General features: G+C 73.9%; 9 protein-coding genes. 4 read left to right on the top strand and 5 right to left on the bottom strand.

All coding sequences use genetic code 11. The annotated features are described in order from the left end of the window. The first annotated feature begins 35 nt into the window (after positions 1-35). The 3 genes from PV419_RS43765 to PV419_RS43755 are packed head-to-tail and all read left to right on the top strand — an operon-like array spanning position 36 to position 9,918. The gene (locus PV419_RS43765; protein ID WP_319698655.1) at positions 36-5,993 is read left to right on the top strand and encodes a putative T7SS-secreted protein; all 5,958 of its coding nucleotides are present in this window, start codon (positions 36-38) and stop codon (positions 5,991-5,993) included. Next, complete coding sequence (locus PV419_RS43760; protein WP_319698653.1) at positions 5,990-8,767, top strand: right-handed parallel beta-helix repeat-containing protein; 2,778 nt, start codon at positions 5,990-5,992, stop codon at positions 8,765-8,767. The genes PV419_RS43765 and PV419_RS43760 overlap by 4 nt, the downstream gene beginning before the upstream one ends. 47 nt (positions 8,768-8,814) lie before the next feature. Then, positions 8,815-9,918, top strand: a complete 1,104-nt coding sequence (locus PV419_RS43755; RefSeq protein WP_319698652.1) for a hypothetical protein — start codon at positions 8,815-8,817, stop codon at positions 9,916-9,918. 14 nt (positions 9,919-9,932) lie between these two features. On the opposite strand, the gene PV419_RS43750 is transcribed toward PV419_RS43755, so the two are convergent. Next, positions 9,933-11,087, bottom strand: a complete 1,155-nt coding sequence (locus PV419_RS43750) for a M20 family metallopeptidase (RefSeq protein ID WP_319698651.1) — start codon at positions 11,085-11,087, stop codon at positions 9,933-9,935. Between the two features lie 59 nt (positions 11,088-11,146). After that, positions 11,147-12,754, bottom strand: a complete 1,608-nt coding sequence (locus PV419_RS43745; protein WP_319698649.1) for an AbgT family transporter — start codon at positions 12,752-12,754, stop codon at positions 11,147-11,149. 152 nt (positions 12,755-12,906) lie between these two features. On the opposite strand from PV419_RS43745, the gene PV419_RS43740 reads away from it, so the two are divergent. Next, positions 12,907-13,926, top strand: a complete 1,020-nt coding sequence (locus PV419_RS43740) for an Lrp/AsnC family transcriptional regulator (RefSeq protein WP_319698647.1) — start codon at positions 12,907-12,909, stop codon at positions 13,924-13,926. 100 nt (positions 13,927-14,026) lie between these two features. Here PV419_RS43740 and fusA read toward each other — a convergent pair whose 3' ends face one another. The 3 genes from fusA to PV419_RS43725 all read right to left on the bottom strand — a co-directional run bounded on the left by fusA (position 14,027) and on the right by PV419_RS43725 (position 24,036). After that, complete coding sequence (fusA, locus tag PV419_RS43735; protein ID WP_415925512.1) at positions 14,027-16,147, bottom strand: elongation factor G; 2,121 nt, start codon at positions 16,145-16,147, stop codon at positions 14,027-14,029. A gap of 349 nt (positions 16,148-16,496) precedes the next feature. Beyond that, positions 16,497-17,633, bottom strand: a complete 1,137-nt coding sequence (locus PV419_RS43730; protein WP_319698645.1) for a glycine amidinotransferase — start codon at positions 17,631-17,633, stop codon at positions 16,497-16,499. A gap of 34 nt (positions 17,634-17,667) precedes the next feature. Beyond that, positions 17,668-24,036 carry a non-ribosomal peptide synthetase gene (locus PV419_RS43725; protein WP_319698644.1) on the bottom strand — a complete coding sequence of 2,123 codons (6,369 nt, stop codon included), beginning with the start codon at positions 24,034-24,036 and terminating at the stop codon, positions 17,668-17,670. Between the last annotated feature and the right edge of the window lie 197 nt (positions 24,037-24,233).

Genomic DNA, 24,233 nt, shown 5'->3' with positions numbered 1-24,233 from the left:
GGTACCGCAGCTGACCGTCAGGGGGGAGGAGCAGCGTGCCGACCCGTCCCGGCGACTGGAGCGCGCTCGGTCTCGGCGGTGACCCGGTCCCGGGCGACCCCGCCATGCTGAACACCATCGCCGACACCATGCGCGACCTGGCGACCTCCGCCGGGGTCATCAACAACGGGCTGCGCGAACTCCAGAACACCGCCGGCGACGGACAGCGGTTCATCGGCGTCACCGCCGACCGACTGCGCGAGATGGTGGACAGCCATCTGTACAACTTCGTCGGGCATGTCGAGGAGTCCTTCCGCAAGGCCGAAACCGCCATCCGCGCCTACGCGACCGCCGTCGAGACCGCTCAGGGCGAGGCGGACCAGGCGCTCTCCGCCGCCCAGGGGCTGGCCGAGGACGACCCGCAGCGGCAGCAGCTCACCCAGCGCGCCGAGGACGCCCGCTCCGACGTCTCCACCGCCGCGGGCGAGCTGCGCCGCCAGCTCCACGACGCGGGCGCGATGATGGTGCAGCCGGTCAGCGACTGCGACCTGTTCTGGGAGGCGTTCCAGTGGCTGACGATCATCATCTCGGTGATCGCGGTCTTCACCGGCGGCATCCTCGGCATCCTGGCCTGGGGCATGAACGCCGTCCTGCTCATCAAGACCATCGTGGACTTCAGCCAGGGCAAGGCCAGCGGGCTCGAACTCGGCCTGGCCTTCCTCGGTGTGCTCTTCCCCACCACCAAGGCCATCAACGTCGGCGCCATCATCAAGGGCCTCGGCAACGGCCTCAAAGGCGCCATCAGCGGGGTGACCGGCGCGGGCCGCGGCCTTTTCGGCCAGATCAGCCACTTCTCCTCGCTCACCGGCCTGCCCAAGATCGTCGTGGCCCCGATGGTGATCGGTGCCCATCTCGCCCCGCTGGTCAAAATCGACGTCATCGGGCTGGGCAAGGGCTTCGGCAACGCCCTGCGCGGCGGCTGGAACAGCGCGATCGGAGCGATCGGCAGCGACTGGGCGCGCGTCACCGCCTCCGCGACCGGCGGCTGGGCCAAGGCCGGCGCCTATTCGCTGGCGAACCTGCAGCGGCTCGGACGGCTCGGCGCCGCCACGCTCCTCCCGCTGAACTTCGCCGAACTGAGCGTCCTCGGCATCGGTGGCGCCGCCCGGCTCGCCTTCGGCGAGCGCGTCCTCGGCATCGCCCAGCCCGAGTTGCACGCCCTGCTGGCCAACGCGGGACGTACGGACGCGGCCCTGCGCGGCATTCCCCCGGTGCAGACCGGCCCTGGCGCCCTGGTGCCCACCGGTCTCATCCGGCCCCCCGGCGCGTTTCTGCCGGGGGGCGGCCTCCACCTCGGCGGCCTCGGTACGGGCACCCTGGGAGCCGTACCGCTGACCCCACTGACCGAACTGCCCACCGTCAACCTGGGCGCCCTGACGCCACAGGGGCTCGGCGGCGCGTCCCACAGCCTGCCCGCCGCGCCGCTGCCGCACGGGATGACCACCAGCCCGGGCGGCCTGGTCGTCCCGGCCTCCCACGCGACCCCCGGCGGCCAGGCCCTCCAGACGCTTCATCAGATGGACTTCGCCGCCGGCCAGGTGCGGCTGGACAACAACCTTCTGCTGCCCGGCAACACCGCCATCGACCTGCTGCGCGACGCGCACACCCCGTCCCCGGTGTCCCACACCGAGCAGGGGTCCGTCCCCGGCGTCGCCTCGGCCGGCGGGGTGTCCGACGGGGTCACCATGGCCCGCGGCGCGGTGGGACACGCCGAGGCGCTGAACGATCTGACCTTTCCCGAGCTGAACGCCCTCGCCCACGGGGATGTCGCCGTCACCGCCATCCGCGGCGACGGCATCACCCTGCGCATCGGCGACGCGGCCCCCCGCACCGTCGACGCCCACACGGTCGCCGGCACCGCCCCGGTGCCCGCCGGCGCGGCGGCTGTTTCCCCACCTGCGGGTGTCGTGGCCGCACCGCCGCCGGGCGTTGTCGGCGGCCACGCGCCGGGTGCCCCGGCGGTCGCGGGCGGGCACGCCGCGCCGGTGGGCGCGGGGGCGCACGGCCCAGGCGCGGCGCCGGGTGGCCCGGCTTACGTAGGAGCGGGCTCGGCGCCCCCTGGTACGGCAGTGGCCGCGGCGCCGCAGGGCGGTGTCGCCCGCGCTTCGGCCGAGCCCCCGACCGCGGGTGTCGTCGGCAGCCCCGCGCCGGGTGCCGGAGCGCATGGCCCGGCTCCGGCGGCCCATGCCGACCCGGGCGGCCACGCGGCGCCGGGCACGCCCGCGTCCGCGGGCGCGGCGGGCCCACCGCCGGGCGCCCTTGGGCGCGGCGGGCCCACCGGTGCGGATGCCGGGGCCGCCTCCGTGCCGCCTGGTGGCGGCGTCCGCGCCCCGGAGCCGCTGTCCGCCGCCGCCGCACATGACCTGGCCATGGATCTGCTGCGCGGCGAGCGCGCCGCGCCACCGCCACCAGGGGCGTCGGTGTCCGCGGCGGGCGGCCTCAGCGTGCGATCGGCGCCGCCGGCGGGCGGAGTGTCCGCGCGGGGCCCGCTCGACGCCGCCGGGAGTGGGGGCGCCAAGGCGGCGGGGGACGCGCTCGACCTCGTCGCGCACCCCGGCCGCCCGCCCGAGACCGCGCCGCACACCGGGCTCCCCAAGACGGGTGAGACGGTGGTGCAGCCGCCCCCGCCGTACCGGGAGGCGGCGGCGGCCGATATGCCGCCGCCGTACGCCCCGCCGTCCCCGGGCAAGGGCCGGTTGGGAGGGCTGTCCCCCATGGCGGCGATCAACCAGCGCATCCGCGAGGGCCACCAGCTCATCATGGGCGGCACCAGCGGCTCCGAGGCCGCCGCGCGGCTCAACGCGTGGGCGTCGTACGAGCGCGCCCTGTCCGATCTGGCCACCGCCGAGCGGCAGGTGGAGCTGGTCACGCCCCCGCCGGGGCAGGGCGGCTCACGCGGGCCGTCCGCCGCCCAGCTCGGCGCGCTGGACGAACTGGGCGCGGTCCGCGCGCGTGTCGACGCGGCCGAGTCCCGGCTGGACGGGCTGGGCATCGACGCGCACAGCACGCACCGGCAGATGCGGGCCATCACCGCCCAGATGTTCCGCGAGCGGGGCGGACTGCCGGGCGGCTCCCGGCACTCGCCCTCCCCGTCCGACATCTCCATGGGCGACACGCCGCCGCCGTCCCCGGAGACCCAGACCGTGCACGACGCTGACGACGCCATGGACGATGTCATGGACGACATCACCGACACCACGGACACAGGCACGCCACACGGCACCGCGCCGGACCAGACCCCCGAGCCGAGCGTGATGGACGTGGACCCGCCCCCGGCCGGCCAGGCCGTCACCGCCCCGACCGGCGGCTCCCACATCTGGCCCCCGCCCGGCACCGCCCCGGGCGGGGCCTCGCCGCACACCATGGTGAACGACGCCTTCCTGCGGCTGACGAACGGCGGCCACGCGGGCGTGACGGGCGCGGATTACATGAGCTGGGTCCGCGCCATCGAGACCCAGCCGCGCGAGCTCGGCTTCGTGGTCGCCGCGATCGTCCGGTTCGACCAGCTCGGTGACGGCCTTCAGGGCTTCCTGAACGCCCTCATCCACCAACTCGACGGCTTCGACGGCCGGATCGGCGTGGTGATCGGGGTCAACGGCTCCCACGCCCAGCTGCCCGCGATCCGCCAGGCCATCGCGAACGCCCTCGGCCGGACCACCTTCCGGCATCCGCTGGCCCTGGTGGCCACCCCGCTCGGCCCGTACCCGGCCGGCCACTTCACCTACGGCACCGCGCGCAACCTCACGCTCGACAGCCAGGCCACCCGCCACATGGTGCGCTCGATGATGGCCGACAATCTGCACCCGTATCACTCGATCATGGACTTCGACAACTACCCCCATCTGGTCCCCGGCGGCGAGCACGTCTTCCAGTACTGGGAGGGCGCGCTGAAGGTCATGGAGGACGGATACGAGGTGGGCACCCCGGTGCGGCCGCTGATGATGGCGGGCGGCTACCGGGCGCCCGAGCCACCGCCCGTCGGCAGCGCCGACCGGCTGGTCGACGAGACCCAGGCCAGGCTCGAGGGCTTGACGCTGAAGGAGCGGAAGAACCCCAGGCCGCCGCTGGAGGACATGCGGCTGGAATTCGTCCGGCGGATCGAACAGGACATGCGGATCCGCGACCGGCTCACCGGCCTCCACCCGCAGCTGCCGTACGCCCCCGAACCCAACCTCTTCGTGGACGCTGCCGCGACCCTGCTCACCGACGACCTGATCCGGGTGAGGTTCGGTCTCGGCGGTGCCGAGTTCGGCGAGCTGAGCGAACGGCTCAACCGGCTGAACGCCTGGGAGCTGGACCAGTCGCTGCACACCCCCTCGCCGGCCAACGGGGCGAGGACGCTTGACGAGTTGCGCACCCTGCGCGAGGTGCACGCCAAGAACAACACCCTCCCGCACCGGGGCGTGTCGTATCTGACCAAGTTCCAGGAGGCGTCCACCGAGACCGACCTGTCCCGGCTGATGACGACCTGGTACAAGGACGGCAAACTGCCGCAGGACCACGCAGGTCTCAAGAACCCTCTCGACCGGCTGTTCAGCCGCGACGCGCTCGGCGCGGGCCAGAACAGCCAGGCCGCCCGCGAGGGCATCGAGCTGAAGCCGCTGCGCGACTCCTTCAAACAGACCATCAGGGAAGGCAAGTGGAACGACCCCCTGTGGCCGGTCCACCACCCGCCCGGCGAACTGCCGAGCTCACGGCTCGCCGCCGACCTGTCGGCGGCGCTGGACGACAGCCTGGGCACAGTGGGCAAGAACCGGGTGGGTCTCGCGGTGTCCGCCCGGGTGCCCGGCGGCGGCCCGCGGCTGTTCGCGGGCATCGACCCCGAGCAGATGCGGCTCGCCGCGCAGTCCCTCGCGCTGAGCCACGACGAGGGCTATCTCGCCCGCCACCTGTCCTACTTCCACCGTGAACACCTGGCGCGCGGACAGCTCCCCACGGCCCCCGGCACCTTCTTCCACGCCCTTGAGCAGGCGGCCATTGCCTCCGGGGACTCCTCGTTGCACCCGCTCCGGATGATGACCAACCTGGTCGAGAACGTCTTCAAAGACGTGCGCCAGGGCCGCGCCAACGAGCTCGGCCGGATGGTGGAGCAGATCAACGCCGCCGGCGTCGACGTCGAGAAATTCTTCCCACGGCTGGTGGACGGCAGGCTGCACCCATCGAAGACCAACTTCCAGACGTTCCGCGGCACGGACGGCGCCCTTCCCCACGACCCGGCCCGGGACGCCCTGCTCACCCAGTACGCGACGGCGCTCGGCAGGGACATCCGGGTCACCGGCGGGGACGGAACCACTTTCACGGTCCAGGCCATCGGGGTCACGGCCAGAAACCGCCGACCGACGCTCGAGCTCACCTGGAACTCCAGCTACGACGGCAGCGGATGGTCGGTGCACGTCCCCGACCAGCCACCCCCGAAGCGCGGGGGCGGCAGGCGCGGCCCCGGGGGCGGGCAGGACGGCGGGAACGCGCCCACCTCGAAGGGCAAACGCCCGCGCGGCCCGGAGGCCCCGGGGTCCGTCGACGCACCCGGGCCGAGCAAGCGCCCCCGCACCGCCCAGGACGGCTCCACCGACGCCGCACCCACGGGCAAGGGGAAGGAGAAAGGCAAGGGCAAGGCGCGGGCCTCCCGAGCTTCCGCGCAGCCCGCCCCGCCCGCTCCGCGACTCCCGCAGCTCCCGCCGCCCGTGGACCCGGCCGTACTGGCCGCCGCGGAGCAGGCCGTCGTAGACGCCACCACGCTTCTCGGGAGAGCGTCCGAGTGGCTGGAGGTGGTCAGGGCGCGCGGCGGCCCGGCGGCCGGGGGCAGTTCCGGTCTGAGCGAGCTCGAATCCGCCATCGCCGACGAGGCACAGGCCCATGCCAGGGCGCAGGAGGCCCAGAGGAACCTGGACCGGCTCAAGCACCAGGGCGGCGGCGCACCCCGGCCGCCCGGCCCGTTCGGAGGTAGCGCATGACGTCCCTCGGCCTCGACGCCCCGGTGCGCCTGGTCTCGGAGCACGGGCACCGGCCCTACCGGACGCTCGCCGCGGCGCTGCGGGACGCGGCGGACGGCGACGAGATCCGTATCGCCCCCGGCCGTTACGAGGAGACCTTGCGCGTCGCCGGACACGTGACGCTCGCCGCGGCGGACCCGGACGGCGACGACACGCCCGTGGCCGACGGCCCGCGCCCGGGCGCCGCCGTGACGCTCGTTGCGCCCGCCCCCGGCCGGCCCGCCCTGGAGGTGCTGCCCGGCGCCCGGTTGACGCTGCGCGGGGTGACCGTGCGCGGCGCCGCCGCGGACCAGCCCGCCGCCCTGCTGGCGGGCGGCGCCACCGACTGGACGGGCGGCGGGGTGCGGCACGGGCGGCTGGAGGTGCGCGGCGACGCGGCGCTGCGCATGGCCGGCGCCGTGCTGGCCGGTGCCGCGCTGGCCGGGGTGCTGCTGCGCACCACCGGCGCCGTGCGGCTCACCGGCTGTCTGCTGGCGGACGTCGACGGCACGGGACTGGTGGTCGGCGGCGCCACCCGCGTGAAGCTGGTGGGCACCGAGATACGGGCCGCGGCCGGCTCGGGCGTACGGGTGCGCGAGGACGCCCGGGCGGTGCTGCGCGGCTGTCTGGTCGACCGTCCGGGCCGCAGCGGGCTGCTCAGCGAGGACCGGGCCGCCGCCCTGCTGACGGACTGCCGGATCCGGGACACCGGAGGTGAGGCGGTCCGCGCGCTGGGCAGCTCACCGCTGCCCAAGGCCCCTGATGCCGCCGCCACGGACACCGATGACGTCGACGACGCCACCGGCGGCGTCGTACTGCGCGGCTGCGAGCTGACCGGCCCGGCGGCCGACGCGATCGGCGTCACCGGCCCCGCGCAGCTTCAGGTCACCGCATCCGTGCTGCGCGACTGCGCGGGCTCCGGCGTGGCGGCGGGCGACGGCGCCCGGGTGCGGCTGGCCGCCGTCACGGTCGTACGCACCGGGGCCACGGCGCTGGTCGCGCAGGGCTCCGCCCGGCTGACCGCGCGCGAGCTGACCGTACGGGACTCGGCCGCCAACGGGCTGCTGGCCACCGGCACCGCGGCCGTCGACCTCACCGACGGCGAGCTGACCGGCTGCCGCTACAGCGCGGTCCACCTCGGCGAGCGGACAACGGCCTCGCTCACCCGGGTGCGGGCGGGCTCCACCCCCGAACACGGGGTGCACGCCGTCGACGAGGCCACCGTCACCCTGATCGACGCCCGTCTCACCGACTGCGGCATGTCGGGCCTGGATTTGACGGGCGCCGCTCGCGCCGAGGCGTCCGGGCTCGCCGTGTTCCGCTGTCTGAGCGGCGTCACGGCCGGGGCGGGCGGCCCGCTGCGGCTCACCGACTGCGAGGTGACCGACGCCGAACGGGCCGGAATCACCCTGGGCCCCGGCGACGCCGAGGTGTCCGGCGGCCGGATCCTGCGGCCGGGCACCGCGGGCCTGGTGTTCACCACGGGCGCCACCGCGCGGGTCACCGACACCGAGATCCGCGAGGCGACCGGCTCCGGACTGGTCGTGGCGGGCGAGGCCGCGCCGCGGGTGACCGGCGTACGGATCGTCGGGCCCGGCAAGAACGGTCTGATCCTGGACGCGGGCGGCGCCGGGGTCTTCGAGGACCTGGATATCGTCCGGCCCGGCTTTCCGGCGGTGCACCTGGCCGACCGGGCCGCGCCCGCGCTGCGCCGGATCCGGGTCCGGGACGCCGCCGAGGATCTGAGCGCCGGCCCCGAGGCCCGGCCGGAGGTGGTGGACTGCGTCTCGATCCGGGTGAAGTCCGCACGGTGGCCCGCGCCGGAGACCGCCGAAAACACACCAAAGCCGAAGCCGGCGACACCCGGGGCCGGTCAGTCCTCCGCGGCCGACGGGACCTCCGCGCCGGAGGCGTCTCCCGCGTCCGAGGAGACCCTGGAGGAACTGCTCGGTGAACTCGACCGGTTGGTCGGTCTGGCCAGGGTCAAGCAGGACGTCGCGTCGCTGGTCAAGCTGATGCGTACGGTCCAGCGCCGGGAAAGCGCCGGGCTCGCGGCCCCGCCGCTGAGCCGCCATCTGGTGTTCGCGGGCAACCCGGGCACCGGCAAGACCACCGTCGCCCGGCTGTACGGCCGGATCCTGGCCGCCGTGGGGCTGCTGGAGCGCGGCCATCTGGTGGAGGCCGACCGCTCCTCCCTGGTGGGCGAGTACGTCGGCCATACCGGACCCAAGACCCAGCGGGTGTTCCAGGAGGCCATGGGCGGGGTGCTGTTCATCGACGAGGCGTACTCCCTGGCCCCGGCCCAGGGCGGGGGAGGCAACGACTTCGCGCAGGAGGCCATCGCCACCCTGGTCAAGCTGATGGAGGACCACCGGGACTCGGTGGTGGTCATCGTGGCGGGCTATCCGAACGAGATGGAGCGCTTCATCGACTCCAACCCCGGCCTCTCCTCCCGGTTCAACCGCACGCTGATGTTCGAGGACTACGACACCGAGGAACTGCTGCGCATCGTGGAGCGGCACGCCGCCTCGCACCAGTACGATCTGACCGACGCCGCCCGCGCCTCCCTCACCGGCTACTTCGAACTCCTGCCCAGGGACGGCCGGTTCGGCAACGGCCGCTCCGCCCGGCAGGTGTTCCAGGTCATGACGGAGCGTCAGGCGTATCGGGTGTCAGAGATCGAAACGCCCTCGGAGAGCGAGCTGATGACGCTCTCCGAACTCGATGTGCCCGAGCTGCCGGAGCCACCGCGGTGACCGCAGCACCCCGATCGACGGACAACAGCTCTCAGAAGGAGGCCGCGGTGTCCGAGCCGAGCCGCGAGGAACAGGGCAAGACGCAGGGCAGGGATCGGACGGCGCAGCGCGGGTTCGCGGACACCTTCGCGCGGCGGAGCCGGGTGCCGCTGCGCGGTCTGGCGCCGGGCCGCCGGGTGTGGACCACGGTGGTCGGGTTGCCGGTGACCGCCGGTCTCGCGGTCGGCGCCGTGGTGCTGGTCTCCACGGGCGTGTCCCAGTTGAACTTCGAAGAGGATGAGCACACCGCCGAGACCGTGGCCGCGCGGCACACCGCCGAGGACCGGGCCAAGGGCACCTCCTCCTCCCCGAAGCCGGGCGGCGCGGCCGAGGACGGCGGCTCGGCACCCTCCACCGTGGGCAAGGGCGCCCCGGGCGGGGCCGCCTCCGGCGGTGGCTCCGGCGGTGGCAGTGGCACTGGCACTGGCAGCGGCGGCGGAAGCGGCAGTAGTGGCGGTGGTGGTGGTGGCGGCGACGCGGGGGCGCCGCCCTCGTCTGGGGGCGACGGTTCCGGCGGGTCCGGGGGCGGTGGCGCCGACGCCCCGGCCACGAGCGGCGGCGGGGGCGGGGCGCCCAAGTCGGCCGGCAGCAAGGTGATCTACACCGACTACGCCGGGCCGAGCTGCCCGACCCCGCCGCGGGGCGGCTACTACGAGCAGAACCGCTTCACCGATGGCGACGGCGGCTGGTACTCCCTCGGCGGTGGCGGCTATGTGGGCCACGGCTGCAACGGCGTGTTCGCCTCCGTGCCGATGTCCGGCGACCCGGCCAAGGACGCCAACAGCCGTGTGATGTGGTGGTGGGAGCCGGGCACCTCGGCCAAGAGCTGCCAGCTGTCGGTGTACGTCCCCAAGGGCCCCAACGACCGCGATGTCGCCGGCCACCCCACCACGTACCACGTCCTCACCGACCCCTTCGACCGGACCACGAAGTACGACGCCTTCACCGTCAACCAGGCCGGCCACCGCGGCCAGTGGGTGAACGCGGGCAGCTTCGCGGTGAAGCAGGGCAAGATCGGCATCAAGCTGCTCGACCGCGGTGACGACTGGTCGGCCGGCTGGAACCTGGCCCATCACGCCGCCGCCCAGATGAAGGTCACCTGCCGGACCTGACGCCGGGCCTCGTCTCACCCCCCGTCCGCCGCCAGGGCGTGCAGCAGTCCGACCGTGAGCGCGGTGCGGACGGGGAGGTGGTCGAGCAGGGTGTGCTCGTGCCGTGCGTGGGCGCCGGAGCCCACGGCCCCCAGTCCGTCGAGCACCGGTCGGCCCAGGGCGGAGACGAAGTTGCCGTCGCTCGCCCCGCCGACCGCGGTCCCGCGCAGATCCCAGCCCTGTTCGGCCGCGACGGCGCGGGCCCGCTCGAACAGTGCCACCGACGCGGCGTGGGCAACCATAGGCGGCCGGTTCCACCCGCCGCCGACGGTCAGCCGCACCCGCGGGTCCGAGGGCGCGAGGTCGCTCAGCGCGGCGTCGATCCGGGCCATCTCCGCCGGCTCGGCGATCCGGACGTCGATCCCGCACCGCGCCTGCGCGGCGACCACGTTACGTCCCGTGCCGCCGCTGATCACCCCCACGTTCACGCTGGTCCCGTGGGCACGCGAGCCGAGCGCCACGATCGCCGGGACGACCTCGGCCAGGGCGTGGATCGCGCTCGCCCCGGCGTACGGATCGAGGCCCGCGTGTGACTCGACGCCGTGCGCGGTCACCTCGAAGAGCCCGACGCCCTTGCGTACGGTCTTGAGCGCCCCGCCCTGCGCGGCCTCGAAGACGAACGTGGCCAGCACGTCCTCGCTCAGCCGCTCGATGTGCGGGCGGGAGGCCGGGCTGCCGATCTCCTCGTCGCCGTTGAGCAGCAGGCGCACGGAGGGGTGGGGCAGCTCCAGCTCGCGCAGCAGCCGCAGCGCCCACACGGCCTGGACGAGCCCGGTCTTCATGTCGAAGACTCCGGGCCCGGTGGCCCGGCCGTCCGTCACCTCGAACGGCCACTCGGCCAGCGTTCCGGCCGGCCACACCGTGTCGTAGTGGCAGAGCAGCAGTACGGTGCCGGGCGCCGTGCCGCGGTAGGTGACGGCCAGTACGTCGCCGTGTTCGCCGCCGTCGTGGCGCTCCGCCTCGTCGGGCTCGCCGAGCCGCTCGATCAGCCAGGAGCGGATCGCGGCGAGCCCGGCGTCCAGCAGAGCCTTGTCGTCGCTCGGTGTCTCCAGCTCCACCACCGTCCGCAGATCGTCGGTCATCTCGGGCAGTACCCGCTGGGCGAGTTCGGTGAGGTCGGAGAGCGCCATGGAGGGGGATTCCTTCCGGGGAGTGGGGGTACGGGGGTGCGGGAAAGCGCGGTCGGGGTTCAGCGGACCGGGGCTCCGGGGCCGAGCGGGATGCCCAGCGCCCACCAGGCGTAGAAGAACAACGTCCAGGCCACCAGCATGGCCACGGACAGCGGCAGGGTGAGGGAGGCGAGGGTGCCGATGCCCGCGGAGCGCCGGTACCGCTGGAGGAAGCCGAGGGCCATGATGAAGTACGCGCTCATCGGGGTGATCGCATTGGTGCAGGAGTCGGCGATGCGGTAGAGGGCCTGGGTCGCCTCCGGCGGCACGTCCAGCAGCATCAGCATGGGCACGAACACCGGGGCGACCAGCGCCCACATGGCGGATCCGCTGGTCATGACGAGGTTGATGACCGTGCAGACGACCAGGATGCCCAGGAAGGCCACGGGGCCGGTCACCCCCAGGTCCTTGAGCAGATCGGCGCCGCGCACGGCGAGCACCTGGCCGACGCCGGTCCACTTGAAGTAGGCGAGGAACTGGGAGATGGCGAAGAACAGCACCAGGATCGGGGCCATCTCACGCATGCCCTGCGCCATGAAGTCCGGGATGTCCCGGCCGTTTCGCACCGTGCCGACCGCGCGCCCGTACACCGCGCCGAGCAGGGCGAACAGCACCCCCAGCACCACCGCGATGCCGGACAGTACGGGCGACTCGACGATGGATCCGCCCTCGCCCCGCAGCGGGGAGCCCGACGGGATCATGGCCACCACGATCACCCCGAGGAAGACCAGCAGGGTGATACCCGCGCGGCGCAGCCCGCGGCGCTCCTCGGGGCGCAGCTCCAGCTCGCCAAGCCCGCCGGGATCGCGGTCGTCCTGGGCCTCCTCCGCCTCGGGCGGCAGCGCCGCCACCCGCTTGGTCAGCACCTTCTCGGTGACGAAGGTGATGACGGCGGCGAGCACCACCGAGGAGCCCAGGGAGAAGAAGTAGTTGGACAGCGGGGTGACGGTGTAGCCGGCGTCCACGGTGTGCGCGGCGGCCGTGGTCAGCCCGGAGAGCACGGCGTCCATCGGGGTGATCAGCGGGCTCGCGTCATAGCCGGCGGACACCCCGACGTACGCCACCACGATCCCCAGGACCGGGCTCCGCCCAACGGCCCGGAAGGCCAGCCCGCCCAGCGGCACCAGCACGACGTAGGCGGCGTCGGAGGCGATGTGGGAGACCATGGCGGTGAAGGCCACCGCGAAGGTCATCCACCGGGCCGGGACCTTGCCGACCCCGGCCCGCAGCATCGCGGTGAGCAGCCCCGACCGGTCGGCGACCGCCACGCCCAGCATGACGACGAGGATCGTGCCCAGGGGCGGGAAGGTGGCGTAGTTGGTCACCGCGTCGGTGATCATCGATCGCACGCCGTCGACCGACAGCAGGCTGCGCACCACCACGTCCTTGCCGCCGGCCGGGTCGGGCGCCGATACGTCCGCGGCGGCCAGCCCCCAGCTGACGAGGGCGAGCAGGGCGCTGAGGATCCCGAACAGCCAGAACGGGTGGGGCAGTTTGTTGCCCGCCCGCTCGACCGCCCCGAGCAGCCGGAGCAGCCGGGACAGCGCCGCTGAGGTGTCGTCGGTGGGTTGCGGGGGCGGCCGGCGTGGGCCGTGCTCGGGTGTGGTCGTGGCGTCGTTGGGGCTCACCGTCGGCACTTCCTTACATCAGGGGCGCTGCGTGATCGTCCATTAGAGAGGCGATGACGGAATGAGGCAAGTAAAAGGCTTGTTACGCATGAATCATTCACACTCGACGCATCAATGACGCGATACATTCGAGCAGCAGTACAATGCACTCCATGCGGGAGACTCCACGGCTGGACGACGCCGACCTCGACCTGGTGGCCGCCTTGCAGGTGGCGCCGCGGGCGCCGCTGAGCGCGCTGGCCGAGGTGCTCGGCGCCTCGGCCAGCACCGTCGGGCGCCGGCTGGCCCGGCTGGAGGACGAGCGCCTGCTGCGGGTGATCGGGCAGGTGGAGTGGCCGGTGCTGGCCGAGGGCCACCCCCTGCACGTCTGGGTGGCCACCGCCCCGGGGCAGGCCCGGGAGGTCGCCCGCCACCTCTCCGAGCTGCCCGAAGTCCCATTCGTGGCCACCACCACGGGACGCTCCGACGTCTACTGCTCGCTCCACGCGGCCCGGCGGAGCCGGGCCCGGGAGCTGCTGATGGCGACCATCCCCTCGGTGCCGGGAGTGCGGTCCGCGCACAGCGAACTGGTGCTGCGGGCCGCGACCAAGTCCGACTCCTGGCGGCTGCGCCGACTCGATACGGACCAGCTGAGCGCCCTGCGGGCACTGGCCGATCCACGTGACGAGCCCGTGGGCGCGGCGGAGTTCAGCGCCGACGAGTTGCGCGCCGTGGAGCTGCTCCGCCGCGACGGGCGGGCCAGTGCGGCCGAGGTGGCCCGCGCGGTGGGCGTCAGCCAGTCGACCGCCTACCGGCTGATCCAGTCGCTGCTCCGGCGTGGCCTGGTGCGGCCGCGCGTCGAGATCGAACCGGTGTTCCTGGGCCATGCGCTGGAGGTCGTCGTCGCCGTACACGCCGCGCCCGGCGCCATCCAGGAGGTGGCCGACACGCTGGCCCGGCACCCGTCGGCGCGCTATGTGTCGATGGTCGCGGGCACCTCCGCGGTGATCCACCACGGGGTGTTCCAGGACGAGGAGGGCCTGGCCAGGCTGCTCACCAGCGACCTGGCCAACCTCCCCGGCATCACCGCGTGCGAGGTGTCCGTGGTGCTCGATGTGCTGCGGCGGTACTGGATCGCCCGGGAGGACGGCCGGCTGGCGGCGGGGGACGAGCGATCGCCCGCAACGGTGTGAGGAGCCGATGTCACGGGCCCGGCCGGGCCCGCGCGCCGGGTGGGGCGCGGGCCCGGGGCGGGACGGCCCCGCCCATGCCTGGGGCGGGGCCGTCGCCGGTCTACCGGGGCGGTGTCCCGGCGGTCGCCGCGTCGGGCGCCGGGGCGTAGCCCGCGGGCCGGGAGGTGAAGGTACCCCGGCCCTGGGTCCGGCTGCGCAGCCTGGTCGCGTAGCCGAACAACTCGGCCAGCGGCACGGTCGCCGTGACGACCGCCGTGCCCGCCCGCGCGACCGTGCCCGAGACCCGGCCGCGCCGAGCCGCCAGATCGCCGAGCACCGCGCCCACGGCCTCCTCCGGCACCGTGGCCGTGACCTCGGCCACCGGTTCCAGCAGCACCATCGCACCGGCGCGCAGCGCCTCCCGGAGCGCGAGCCGCCCGGCCGTACGGAACGCCAACTCCGAGGAGTCCTTCGGATGGGTGGCCCCGTCGGTCAGGGTGACCCGTACGCCGGTCACCGGGTGGCCGCCGAGCGGCCCCTCGGCCAGGGCGTCCCGGCAGCCGGCCTCCACCGCCCGGACGTACTCCTGCGGCACCCGCCCGCCGACGACGGTCGACCGGAACACGAAGTCCGTGCCCCCGGCGATCGGTGCGGCGTCCGGCGCGGCATCGAGCGGCTCCGTGTCGAGCACGACATGGGCGAACTGACCGGCGCCGCCGTCCTGCTTGACATGCCGGTACACCAGCCCGGACACCCCGCGGACGACCGTCTCCCGGTAGGCCACCCGCGGCCGCCCGACGCCGACGTCCAGTCCCTGGGCGCGGCGCAGCTTCTCCACCGCCACCTCCAGATGGAGCTCGCCCATCCCCGACAGCACCGTCTGCCCGGTCTCGGAGTCGGTCCTGACCGCGAGCGAGGGATCCTCCTCCACCAGCCGCGCCAACGCCGTGGCCAGCCGGTCGGCGTCGGCGCGCCCGCGGGCCTCGACCGCCACGGAGACCACCGGGTCGGCGACCGTGGGCGGTTCGAGCAGCAGCGGAGCCGACGGCGCGCACAGCGTGGCCCCGGGGCGGGCGGCCTTCGGCCCGACCACCGCGACGATGTCCCCGGCCACCGCCCGGTCCACCTCCGAGTGCCGGTCGGCCTGGACCCGCAGAATGCGGCCGATCCGCTCGGTGCGCCGCGCGCCCACGTCCAACACCGCCTCTCCCTTGTCGATCGTCCCCGCATACACCCGCAGATACGTCAGCCGCCCGGTGGCGGTCGAGGTCACCTTGAACACCAGCGCCGCGAACGGCCCCCGGGGGTCGGCGGCCCGCTCCTCCACCGCCTCGCCCCGGGTGCCGCGCACCGCCGCCACATCCAGCGGCGAGGGCAGATACGCCACGGCGGCATCCAGCAGCGGCTCGATGCCGCGGTTGCGGTAGGCCGAGCCGCACAGCACCACCACGCCCTCGCCGCCGTGGGTCAGCTCGCGCAGCGCGGAGGCCAGGGTCGGGGTGGAGACCGCCGACTCGGCGCAGAACTCCTCCAGCGCGCCCGGGTGGAGCTCCGCCACCGCCTCCTCCAGCAGCCGGCGGCGCCGCCGTGCCTCCTGCCGCAGGCTCTCCGGCACCGGCCCCTCCTCGTACGTGCCGTGGCCGTCCGGCCACACCAGCGCGCGCATCCGCAGCAGATCCACCACCCCGGTGAACCCGTCCTCCGTGCCGATCGGCAGCTGGACCACCAGCGGGGCCGGATGCAGCCGCTCACGGATCGACTCGACCGCCGTGTCCAGGTCGGCACCGGCGCGGTCCAGCTTGTTGACGAAGGCGATCCGCGGTACGCCGTGCCGGTCGCACTGCCGCCACACCGACTCGCTCTGCGGCTCGACCCCCGCGACGGCGTCGAACACCGCGATCGCCCCGTCGAGCACCCGCAGCGAGCGCTCCACCTCGTCCGAGAAGTCGACATGGCCGGGGGTGTCGATCAGATTGATCCGGTGGCCGTCCCAGGCGCAGCTCACCGCCGCCGCGAAGATGGTGATGCCACGGTCGCGCTCCTGGGAGTCGAAGTCGGTGACGGTGGTGCCGTCATGGACCTCGCCCCGCTTGTGGGTGGTCCCGGTGAGGTACAGGATCCGTTCGGTGAGGGTGGTCTTGCCCGCGTCCACGTGGGCGAGGATGCCCAGGTTGCGGACTCCGGCCAGCGGATTCGCGAACGGAGTGGCGAGCTGACGGTGACGGTTGACGTCGGTACGCACGGCCCGAGGCCTTTCAGGTGATCCAGAAGAGGGCGGCGCGATTCCCGGACGAAACGGCCTGTGGTCAGGCCGGGCGAAACTCTCAGGGAGACGTCATGCGTTCGTCACGGGCATCCGGAGCCGGCCGCGCAGCCGGCACCGGGCGCCCGAAGACACCAGGATCACCTCGTACCGTGACGGGAGAACGACGACAGGGGTGTCAGCGGTGTGGACACGCACGGCCGACTCCCCTCACTCGTCACGAAGCGCGCCGCGATGTAGTGGACGGCGCGCGGTTCGTGGCGAGTGTAGGAAATCCGGTACGGGCGGGGCACCCGGTTTTCTCGCGCCTCGTGTGCCGGCCCGTGGGTCAGACCAGGGGCTCGTACCGGAGGGCGGGGAAGTAGTTCTCGCGGGTGCCCTCGCGGCGCACATCCCAGGTGGCGCAGTGGAGGGAGCCCCCGTACTCGAACACATGGCGGAACGGCACGGTGAACACCTCGAAGTCGAGCTTGGCGAGCAGGTCCTGGAGCGGCTTCTCCCGCTCCTCGCAGATGACCTTGGTCGGCGAGATGCTGAGCACGTTCATCGAAAGCCACTTGGAGGACTGGCAGTATTGGGGCATCTCGTCATTGCCCAGGACGGGTTGCGGGGCGTCGACCAGCTCCCAGTCGTTCGCGAGGAACATCTTCTCCTCGCCTTCGCGCAGCGGACGCTCGGGGTTGGTGAGGACCAGGCCCGGGCGCAGCGGCACAAAGGTGCAGTCGATGTGCGAGGGGAAGAAGTCCAGCGGGAAGTGGACCGTATGGACCCGGAAGCCGCGCGGCTCCAGATGCCGCTTCAGCCAGCGGATGCCCGCCCGGTTGGTGGTCATCGACTCCTGGACCAGGATGTCGCGCCCCAGCCGGCTCATGTCGGCGGCGTCGAAGACCACCTCGTCCTGGCCCACGCAGAACTCGAAGGAGTGCATCCGCTCGTGCCGCTGCTCCAGCGGCCACTCCCAGAACTCCTCGCGGTACATCCCGTCGCGCATCGAGGGCTTGGGCGCGGTCGTCCACTCCACGCGCGGGTCGGCGTTCCAGTACTCGTACACCAGCTTGCGGTAGGGCTGGTACTCGAAGTACCGGGCCCGGCGCGACATGGTGGCCTCGATGATCTCGTTGCCCATGGTGATCATCACGTCGCGCGGGCAGACCGCGCAGTACTGGTTCTCGACCTCGAAGCCGGGGGTGCGCACCGGGGCGGAGAAGTCATGCGGCTCGGGGCGGCGCACCGTGATCCCCTGGGACTCCAGCAGGGCCGCCAGCCCGCCCAGTTCCTCGTTGGCCCGTTCGACGGCCTCCTGGGACTTCGGGCCGGTGGGGAACGGTACGTCGGGGGCGTCGCGTATCGCGGGGCGGCTGCCCGGCTCCGTCGGCTCGAAGCAGGCGTTGTCGGCGGAGCCGACCACGATCTCCTGGAGCGGGTCCCACTCGTTCCATGAATTGACGACCCGTGAGTATCGCATATGTGTGTCCACCTGCCTGTTCCTTAAGACGGGGTCAGAGTGCGTCACCGAGCGACCGCGCGGTACGGCAGCGGAACACGGTCGCGACATCGACGGTCCGGCCCAGCTCCGCTTCGATCCGGCCCGCCAGGCGCAGCGCCGTCAGCGAGTCGCAGCCGAGGGAGAACACGTCGTCGTCCGCCCCGACGGACCCGCGTCCCAGTACCTCGGCGATCAGCCCGCACAGCCGCCGCACCGCGGGTTCGGCGGCCGGTGTGGTGACGTCGGTGAGAAAGTGTCCGGTCGGGGACGTCAGGGTCGCCGGCAGGCCGGCCAGGATCTCCCGCAGCTGTCCGACCACCTGCCGGCCGTCCTCGGCGTCGCACAGGTCGGGGCGGTAGCTGACCTCGAGGAGCAGCCGCCGGCCGGGCGCGACCATCAGCTTCAGGGGGTAGTGGTAGGCGTCGTGCCCCGCCACGTCCGTCAGCCGCAGGCCGTCCTCCGGGCTGGGCAGGGCCTCGGCGGTCGGGAAGTTCTCGAAGACGACGCACGTGTCGAACAGGGTGCCGAGCCCCGCCGCCCGCTGGATGTCCGTCAGGGCGAGATGGTGGTACGGGAGGAGTTCGGCATGCTCGTGCTGCAACCGCGCCAGCAGCTCGGCCACCGGCTCGGCGGCGTCCAGCCGCACCCGCACCGGCACGGTGTTGACGAACAGCCCCACCATCTCCTCGACCCCGGGCAGCTCGGCCACCCTCCCCGAGACCGTGGCCCCGAAGACGATGTCCCGCTGCCCGGTCCGCCGCTGCAGACACAGCGCCCATGCGGCCCGCAGCAGCGTGTTGAGCGTGACGCCGGCTCGGCGCGACGCCTCGAGCAGCGCGGAGGTGTCCGGCTCGGACAGCTCGACGACCACGCGCTCGGGCAGGACGCGTATCCGCGCGGTGTCCTGGTCCGGGCAGACCAAGGTGGGTTCTGCCAGGCCCGCCAGCGCGCCGTTCCAGGCGGCGTGCGCCTCCTCGCGGTTCTGCGCGGCCAGCCACCGCAGATAGTCGGGGTAGTGACCGGGCGTCGGCAGACCGCGCTCGTCGCCGTGGTCGAAGAGCGCGAGCAGGTCGCGCAGCAGCAGCGAGGTGGTCCAGCCGTCCACCAGCAGGTGGTGCATGCTCAAGGCCAGCGTCCGCCGGTCCTCGGCGAGCGTGACCAGGGTGCAGCGCGCCAGCGGCGGCCGGGCCACATCGAAGCGCTGCCGTCGGTCGGCGTCCAGCAGCGCCTCCAGCCGCGCGTCCCGCTCCCGCGCATCGAGGCCGGTCAGGTCGTGGGTGTGCCAGGGCATCCGAACCCGTTCCGGGATGACCTGCACCGGTTCGCCCGACCGCCGCTGCAGAAAGCCCGCGCGCAGCATCGGGTGGCGGCGCAGCAGCGCGTCACACGCGCCCCGGAACCGCTCGGCGTCGAGCCGGCCCCGCACCTCCAACGTGATCTGCACGTTGTAGACGTCCAGGTCGCCGCTGTCGTACCGGGCGTGGAAGAACAGCCCCTCCTGCGTCGGGGTGAGCGGCAGCAGCTCGGCGACGGGCATGCCGATGCGGGCGCCGAGCCGGGACAGCTCCGCCTCGTCCCGCTCCCCGGTGTCCACCGGGAGCGCGGGCGCGGATGCGGGCGCCGGTGTGGTTCGGGGCGCCTCCGCACTCGTCCCGTACGCCACCAGCGCGCGCAGCGCGGCGAACCAGAGCCGGGCCAGGTCACCGGCCTCGTCCTCGGTCAGCAGACGGCGGACCCACAGCCAGTGGGCGGCCAGCCGCGGCCCGGCCGGTCCGTCCTCGACCGCCGCGTTCACCTCGATCACATGCGCCATCGGCATCCGCGGATCGGCCCCCGTCGGCAGCGCGTCCGACTCGGGTGCCACGCTCCAGTCCCCGTCGGCGGAACCGTCGTGCCGGCCCAGGTAGTTGAACCCGATCCACGGGTCAGGGCAGGCCGCCAGCTCGGCGGCCGTGTCCCGGTTCAGACGGCGCAGCAGGCCGAAGCCGATGCCGCGCCGGGGGATCTCCCGGACCTGGTCCGTGACCCGGCGCACGGCCTCCCCGAGGCGCGCGGGCGCCGGTTCGCCGTCCGGGTCCCAGTCGCCGAACCCGGCGTCGAGCCGCACCGGATACAGCGAGGTGAGCCAGCCCACGGTGCCCGACAGGTCGATGTCCTCGCCCAGCGGCTCACGGCCGTGCCCCTCCACATCGACCAGCACCGCGGTGCCGGCGCCGGCAGCGGGGCGCCGCCAGGCGGCGAGGGCGAGCGCCAGGCCGGTGAGCAGCACCTCCCTGGTGTCGGCGGACAGGGCGGCCGGCACCGTGGTGAGCAGGGGCGCGGTCAGGTCCTCGGGGAGGGTGAGGGTGAGTTCCCCGGCCGTCGCGTGGATGTCCCGGGACGGCGAGAGCGGGGCGTCGGTCAGCGCGATCCCGCCCGCGCGCAGGATCCGGCGCCACAAGGGGAGCTCGTCCAGCACGGTGGGCGACTTCGCCGCGGCGTGCAGCCTGTGGCCCCAGTCCCGCAGCGGGACGGGCACCGGGTCCGGGGCGGCACCGGCCGCCGTACGACCCCGCCAGGCGGTGTACAGATCGGTCAGCAGGATGTGCCAGGAGACCGCGTCGACGGCCAGGTGATGGACGGTGACGAGCAACCGCCCCGGTCGGCCCGCGCCGCCGTCGAACCAGGTGGCGCGCAGCATCACGCCGTCGCGCGGGGCGAGGGCGTCGGCGTCCTCCCCGGCGCAGTCGGAGATCCGGCGGCGGAGGTCGCCCGCGGCCAGGCCGGAGACGTCGACCCGCCGGACCGCCGCGCGCAGTCTGCCCGGGTCCACCGGGTCCAGGACGAGGGAACCGTCGTCGCGCAGGCGGGCGCGCAGCGCCTGGTGCCGCTCCACCACGGCTCGTACCGCGGCGGCCAGCCGGTCGGTGCCGAGCCCGGGCGCCACGCGCAGCAGCGTCGACTGGTGGAAGGCGTCGATCGCGCCGCCGTGTTCCAGGAGCCACCGCGTGATCGGCGTGGCCGGGACGGTGGCGGACGCCTCGTCAGGGGCGGGGGAGCCGGCCGCCGGGGCCGGGGCCGGGCGCGTCTCCTGGCGCAGGAACGCGGCCAGGGCGTCGGCCGTGCGATGGGTGAAGACCTGCTTGGGGGTGAACCGCAGCCCCGCCTCGCGCGCCCGCGCCACCAGTTGGATCACGGTGATGGAATCGCCGCCGAGAGCGAAGAAGTCATCCGAGGCCCCTGCCTCGTCCGCGCCGAGCACCTGCGCGAAGAGCCCGGTGAGGGTGGCCGCCGCGTCTTGCTCCGCCCCCGGATCGCGCCGGGCCTCCCCGGCCTCGTCGGCTGCTCCGGCCCCCTCGGCCTCCTCCCCGGCCTGCCCGGCCTCCTGCGGCCGTTGTCCCGCCGGCCCCGCCAAATCCGGCTCGGGCAGCGCCGCCCGGTCGACCTTGCCGTTGGGGCTCAGCGGCAGGGTGGGCAGGGTGATGAACGCCGAGGGGAGCATGTACGCGGGCAGCTTCGCCGCGACCCGTTCCGCGAGCGTGGCCAGTTCGGCGTCCCGTCCGGGCGCCGCCACGACATACGCCACCAGGCGTGGCGCACCTGGGCGGTCCTCCCGTACCGCCGCGGCCACCTGGGCGACGGCGGGGTCGCTTCCGACCACGGCCTCGATCTCGCCCAGTTCGATCCGGTAGCCACGGACCTTCACCTGGTCGTCGGCCCGGCCGCCGTAGACCACGGTGCCGTCGGGGCGCCACCAGGCGATGTCTCCGGTCCGGTACATCCGGCCGCCGGGCGCGCCGAACGGGTCGGCGACGAAGCGGTGCGCGGTGAGCCCCGGCCGCCCGACATAGCCGCGGGCGAGCACCTCGCCACCGATGTACAGCTCGCCGGAAATGCCCGCCGGGACCGGGCGCAGACACGGGTCCAGAACATAGATCCGGGCGCCGGGGACGGGACGGCCGATCGGCACCGCACCCCGCGGCAGCGGGTCCCCGGGCTCCAGGCGGTGTTCCACACAGCCCACGGTGGCCTCCGTGGGGCCGTATTCGTTCACGACCGTCACCTGGGGGTGGCGGGCCCGCCACGCGGCCAGCGCCTCGCCGGTCAACTGCTCGCCGCCCAGGACGAGTTCGCTCGTCGGCGAGTACCACGCGTCGGAGGCGACCAGCACCGGCAGGTGGCTGGGCGTGGCCTTGACGAAGGCGGGCCCGTCGCCCTCGGCCCCGGGCGGGGCGTCGAAGTCGTCCAGGTCGACCACGCGCACCAGGCCGCCCGAGGTCAGCGGGCCGAAGATGCCGGTGACGGTGAGGTCGAAGGACGGCGGCGAGTGCACCAGCGCCTGTGCGGCCAGGCCCGGGTAGGCCGCGCGGGCGAAGGCCAGGTAGTTGTCGACCGTGCGGTGTTCCACCGCCACCCCTTTGGGGCGGCCGGTCGACCCCGAGGTGTAGATGACGTAGGCGCAGTCGGCGGGGCGGATCGGCGCACCGCGCTCGGCGTCGTCCACCCCGTGTCCCGGCAGCGCCGCCAGCTCCGCCCGCACGGCGGGGTCGCCGAGCGGGACCGCCGACGCGTGCGCGGCGAGCGCCGGGTGGCCGGTGTCCGCGCAGACGACGGCGGCCGGGGCGGCGTCGGCGAGCAGATACGACACGCGCTCCGGCGGGTATCCGGGGTCGACCGGCAGATATCCGGCCCCCGCCTTCAGGGCGCCCAGCAGCGCCACGATCAGGTCGATACCGCGTGGCAGCGCCACGGCGACGAGGTCGCCCGGCCGTACGCCGCGCCGCAGCAGGAGCCGGGCCAGCCGGTTGGCGGCCTCGTCGAGCCGGTGGTAGCTGAGGGTGTCCGCGGGGTCGGCCACGGCCGGCGCGTCGGGCGTTCGGCGCGCCTGGGCCTCGAAGAGCTGGGGGAGCGTCGCCCGCTCGCGTCCGTACGCCTCGGGTGACGCCGCCTCCGGGCGGCGGGCCCACTTCCCCAGCACCTGCTCGCGCTCCCGGTCGGTCAGCAGGGGGAGGCGCGCGACGGGGGTCGTGGGGGAGTGGGCGAAGGTGTCCAGCAGCAACCGCAGCCGGGTGCGGACCAGCTCCAGGCGGGCGTGGTCGAACAGACACCGACGGTAGCTGATGTGCAGGCTCAGCCGGGGGCCCGGGACGGCCACCACGCTCAGCGGGTAGTGGGTGGCGCCGGTGATCTCCTGCTGACCCCCGGCCTGAGCGTCCGCCCCGTCTGTCGCGTCGGCCGAGTCTTCGGCGAGCGGCGCGATCCGCAGGCCCGGCACGACGTCCCGTACGGATGCCCAGTCGAAGGGCGCGTCGCCGAAACCGGTCGAGGTGTCGTACAGCGTGTCCAGCCCGGACAGCCGCCGCACCTCGGTCAGCCCGAGGTGCTGATGGGGGGCCAGCGCGAGCTGTTCGTCCTGGATCCGGGCGAACAGGGCGGCCATCGGCTCCGCCGGGTCGATCCGCACCCGGACCGGGAGCGCGTTCATGAGCAGGCCCACCACCGAGTCGGCGCCGGGCAACTGCGGCGGGCGGCCGTGCACGGTCTGGCCGAACACCACGTCGTCCCGCCCGGTCAGCAGGGACAGCAGCAGCGACCAGACGCCCTGCACCACCGTGTTGAGGGTCAGCCCGTGTTTCCGGGCGGTCGCCGACAGCGTCGCGGTCGCGTCCTCGGGAAGCGTGACGTGGGTCAGGCCGGGCATCTCCCCGTCGCCCGCCACGGGCGCGCCGGCGGCGACGAGCGTCGGCTCGGACAGCCCCTGGAGGGCCGACCGCCACGCCGCCTCGGCAGCGGGGCGGTCCTGCCGGGAGAGCCACCGCAGGAAGTCGGAGAACGGCGTGACCGGCCGCAGGCCCGCGTCGCCCGTGCCGTCGTCCCCCGCTGCCGCCTCCGTTTTCCGGCGGTACAAGGCGAACAGGTCCTCCAGCACCAGGGGCAGGGACCAGCCGTCGAGCAGGATGTGATGATACGTCAGGACGAACGCGTACTGGCTTTCAGCCAGGCGGACGAGCGCGAACCGCATCAGCGGCGGGGCCGTCATGTCGAAGCGGCGTGACCGCTCCTCCTCGAGGAAGGCCAGCAGCTTCTTCCGGCGTACGGACTCGGGATCCGCGGAGAGGTCGAGTTCGGTCCACGGCGTCCGCACGGTCCGCCGGATCAGCTGCACCGCCTGCCCGTTCCCCCGCTGGCGGAAACCGGCGCGCAGCACGGCGTGGCGCGCGAGGGTGGGGGCGCAGGCCGCGCGCAGCGCCTTCGCCGAGACGTCTCCGAGCAGTTCGAGGGGGGCCTGGATGGTGTAGACGTCCGCAGCCTCGGAGTCGTACAGAGCGTGGAAGAGCATGCCCTCCTGCAGCGGAGTGAGGGGCAGCACGGACTCGATCGGCGACTGGGACACTTCGTTCACTGTCAGGTTCCCCGGAAGCGGTCGGCGGCGCGCACCGAAGCACGCGCTGTGTCAGCGGTGTGTCATGGGAAGGCGTGGCGGGAAGGTAGTCTGACGGTTTTCGGCCATGCGCGACGATGATGTCGCGCGGCCCGACGCGCGGGCCAGGCAGCCGACCGGCAGCTTCCCTGCCCACCGACGGCCGTGCGGGCGGGCGG

It is taken from the genome of Streptomyces sp. ME19-01-6, assembly GCF_033793745.1.
Lineage (GTDB): Bacteria > Actinomycetota > Actinomycetes > Streptomycetales > Streptomycetaceae > Streptomyces.
Note: the sequence above shows the minus strand (reverse complement) of the source record. Positions and strands in the feature narration are given on the sequence as shown.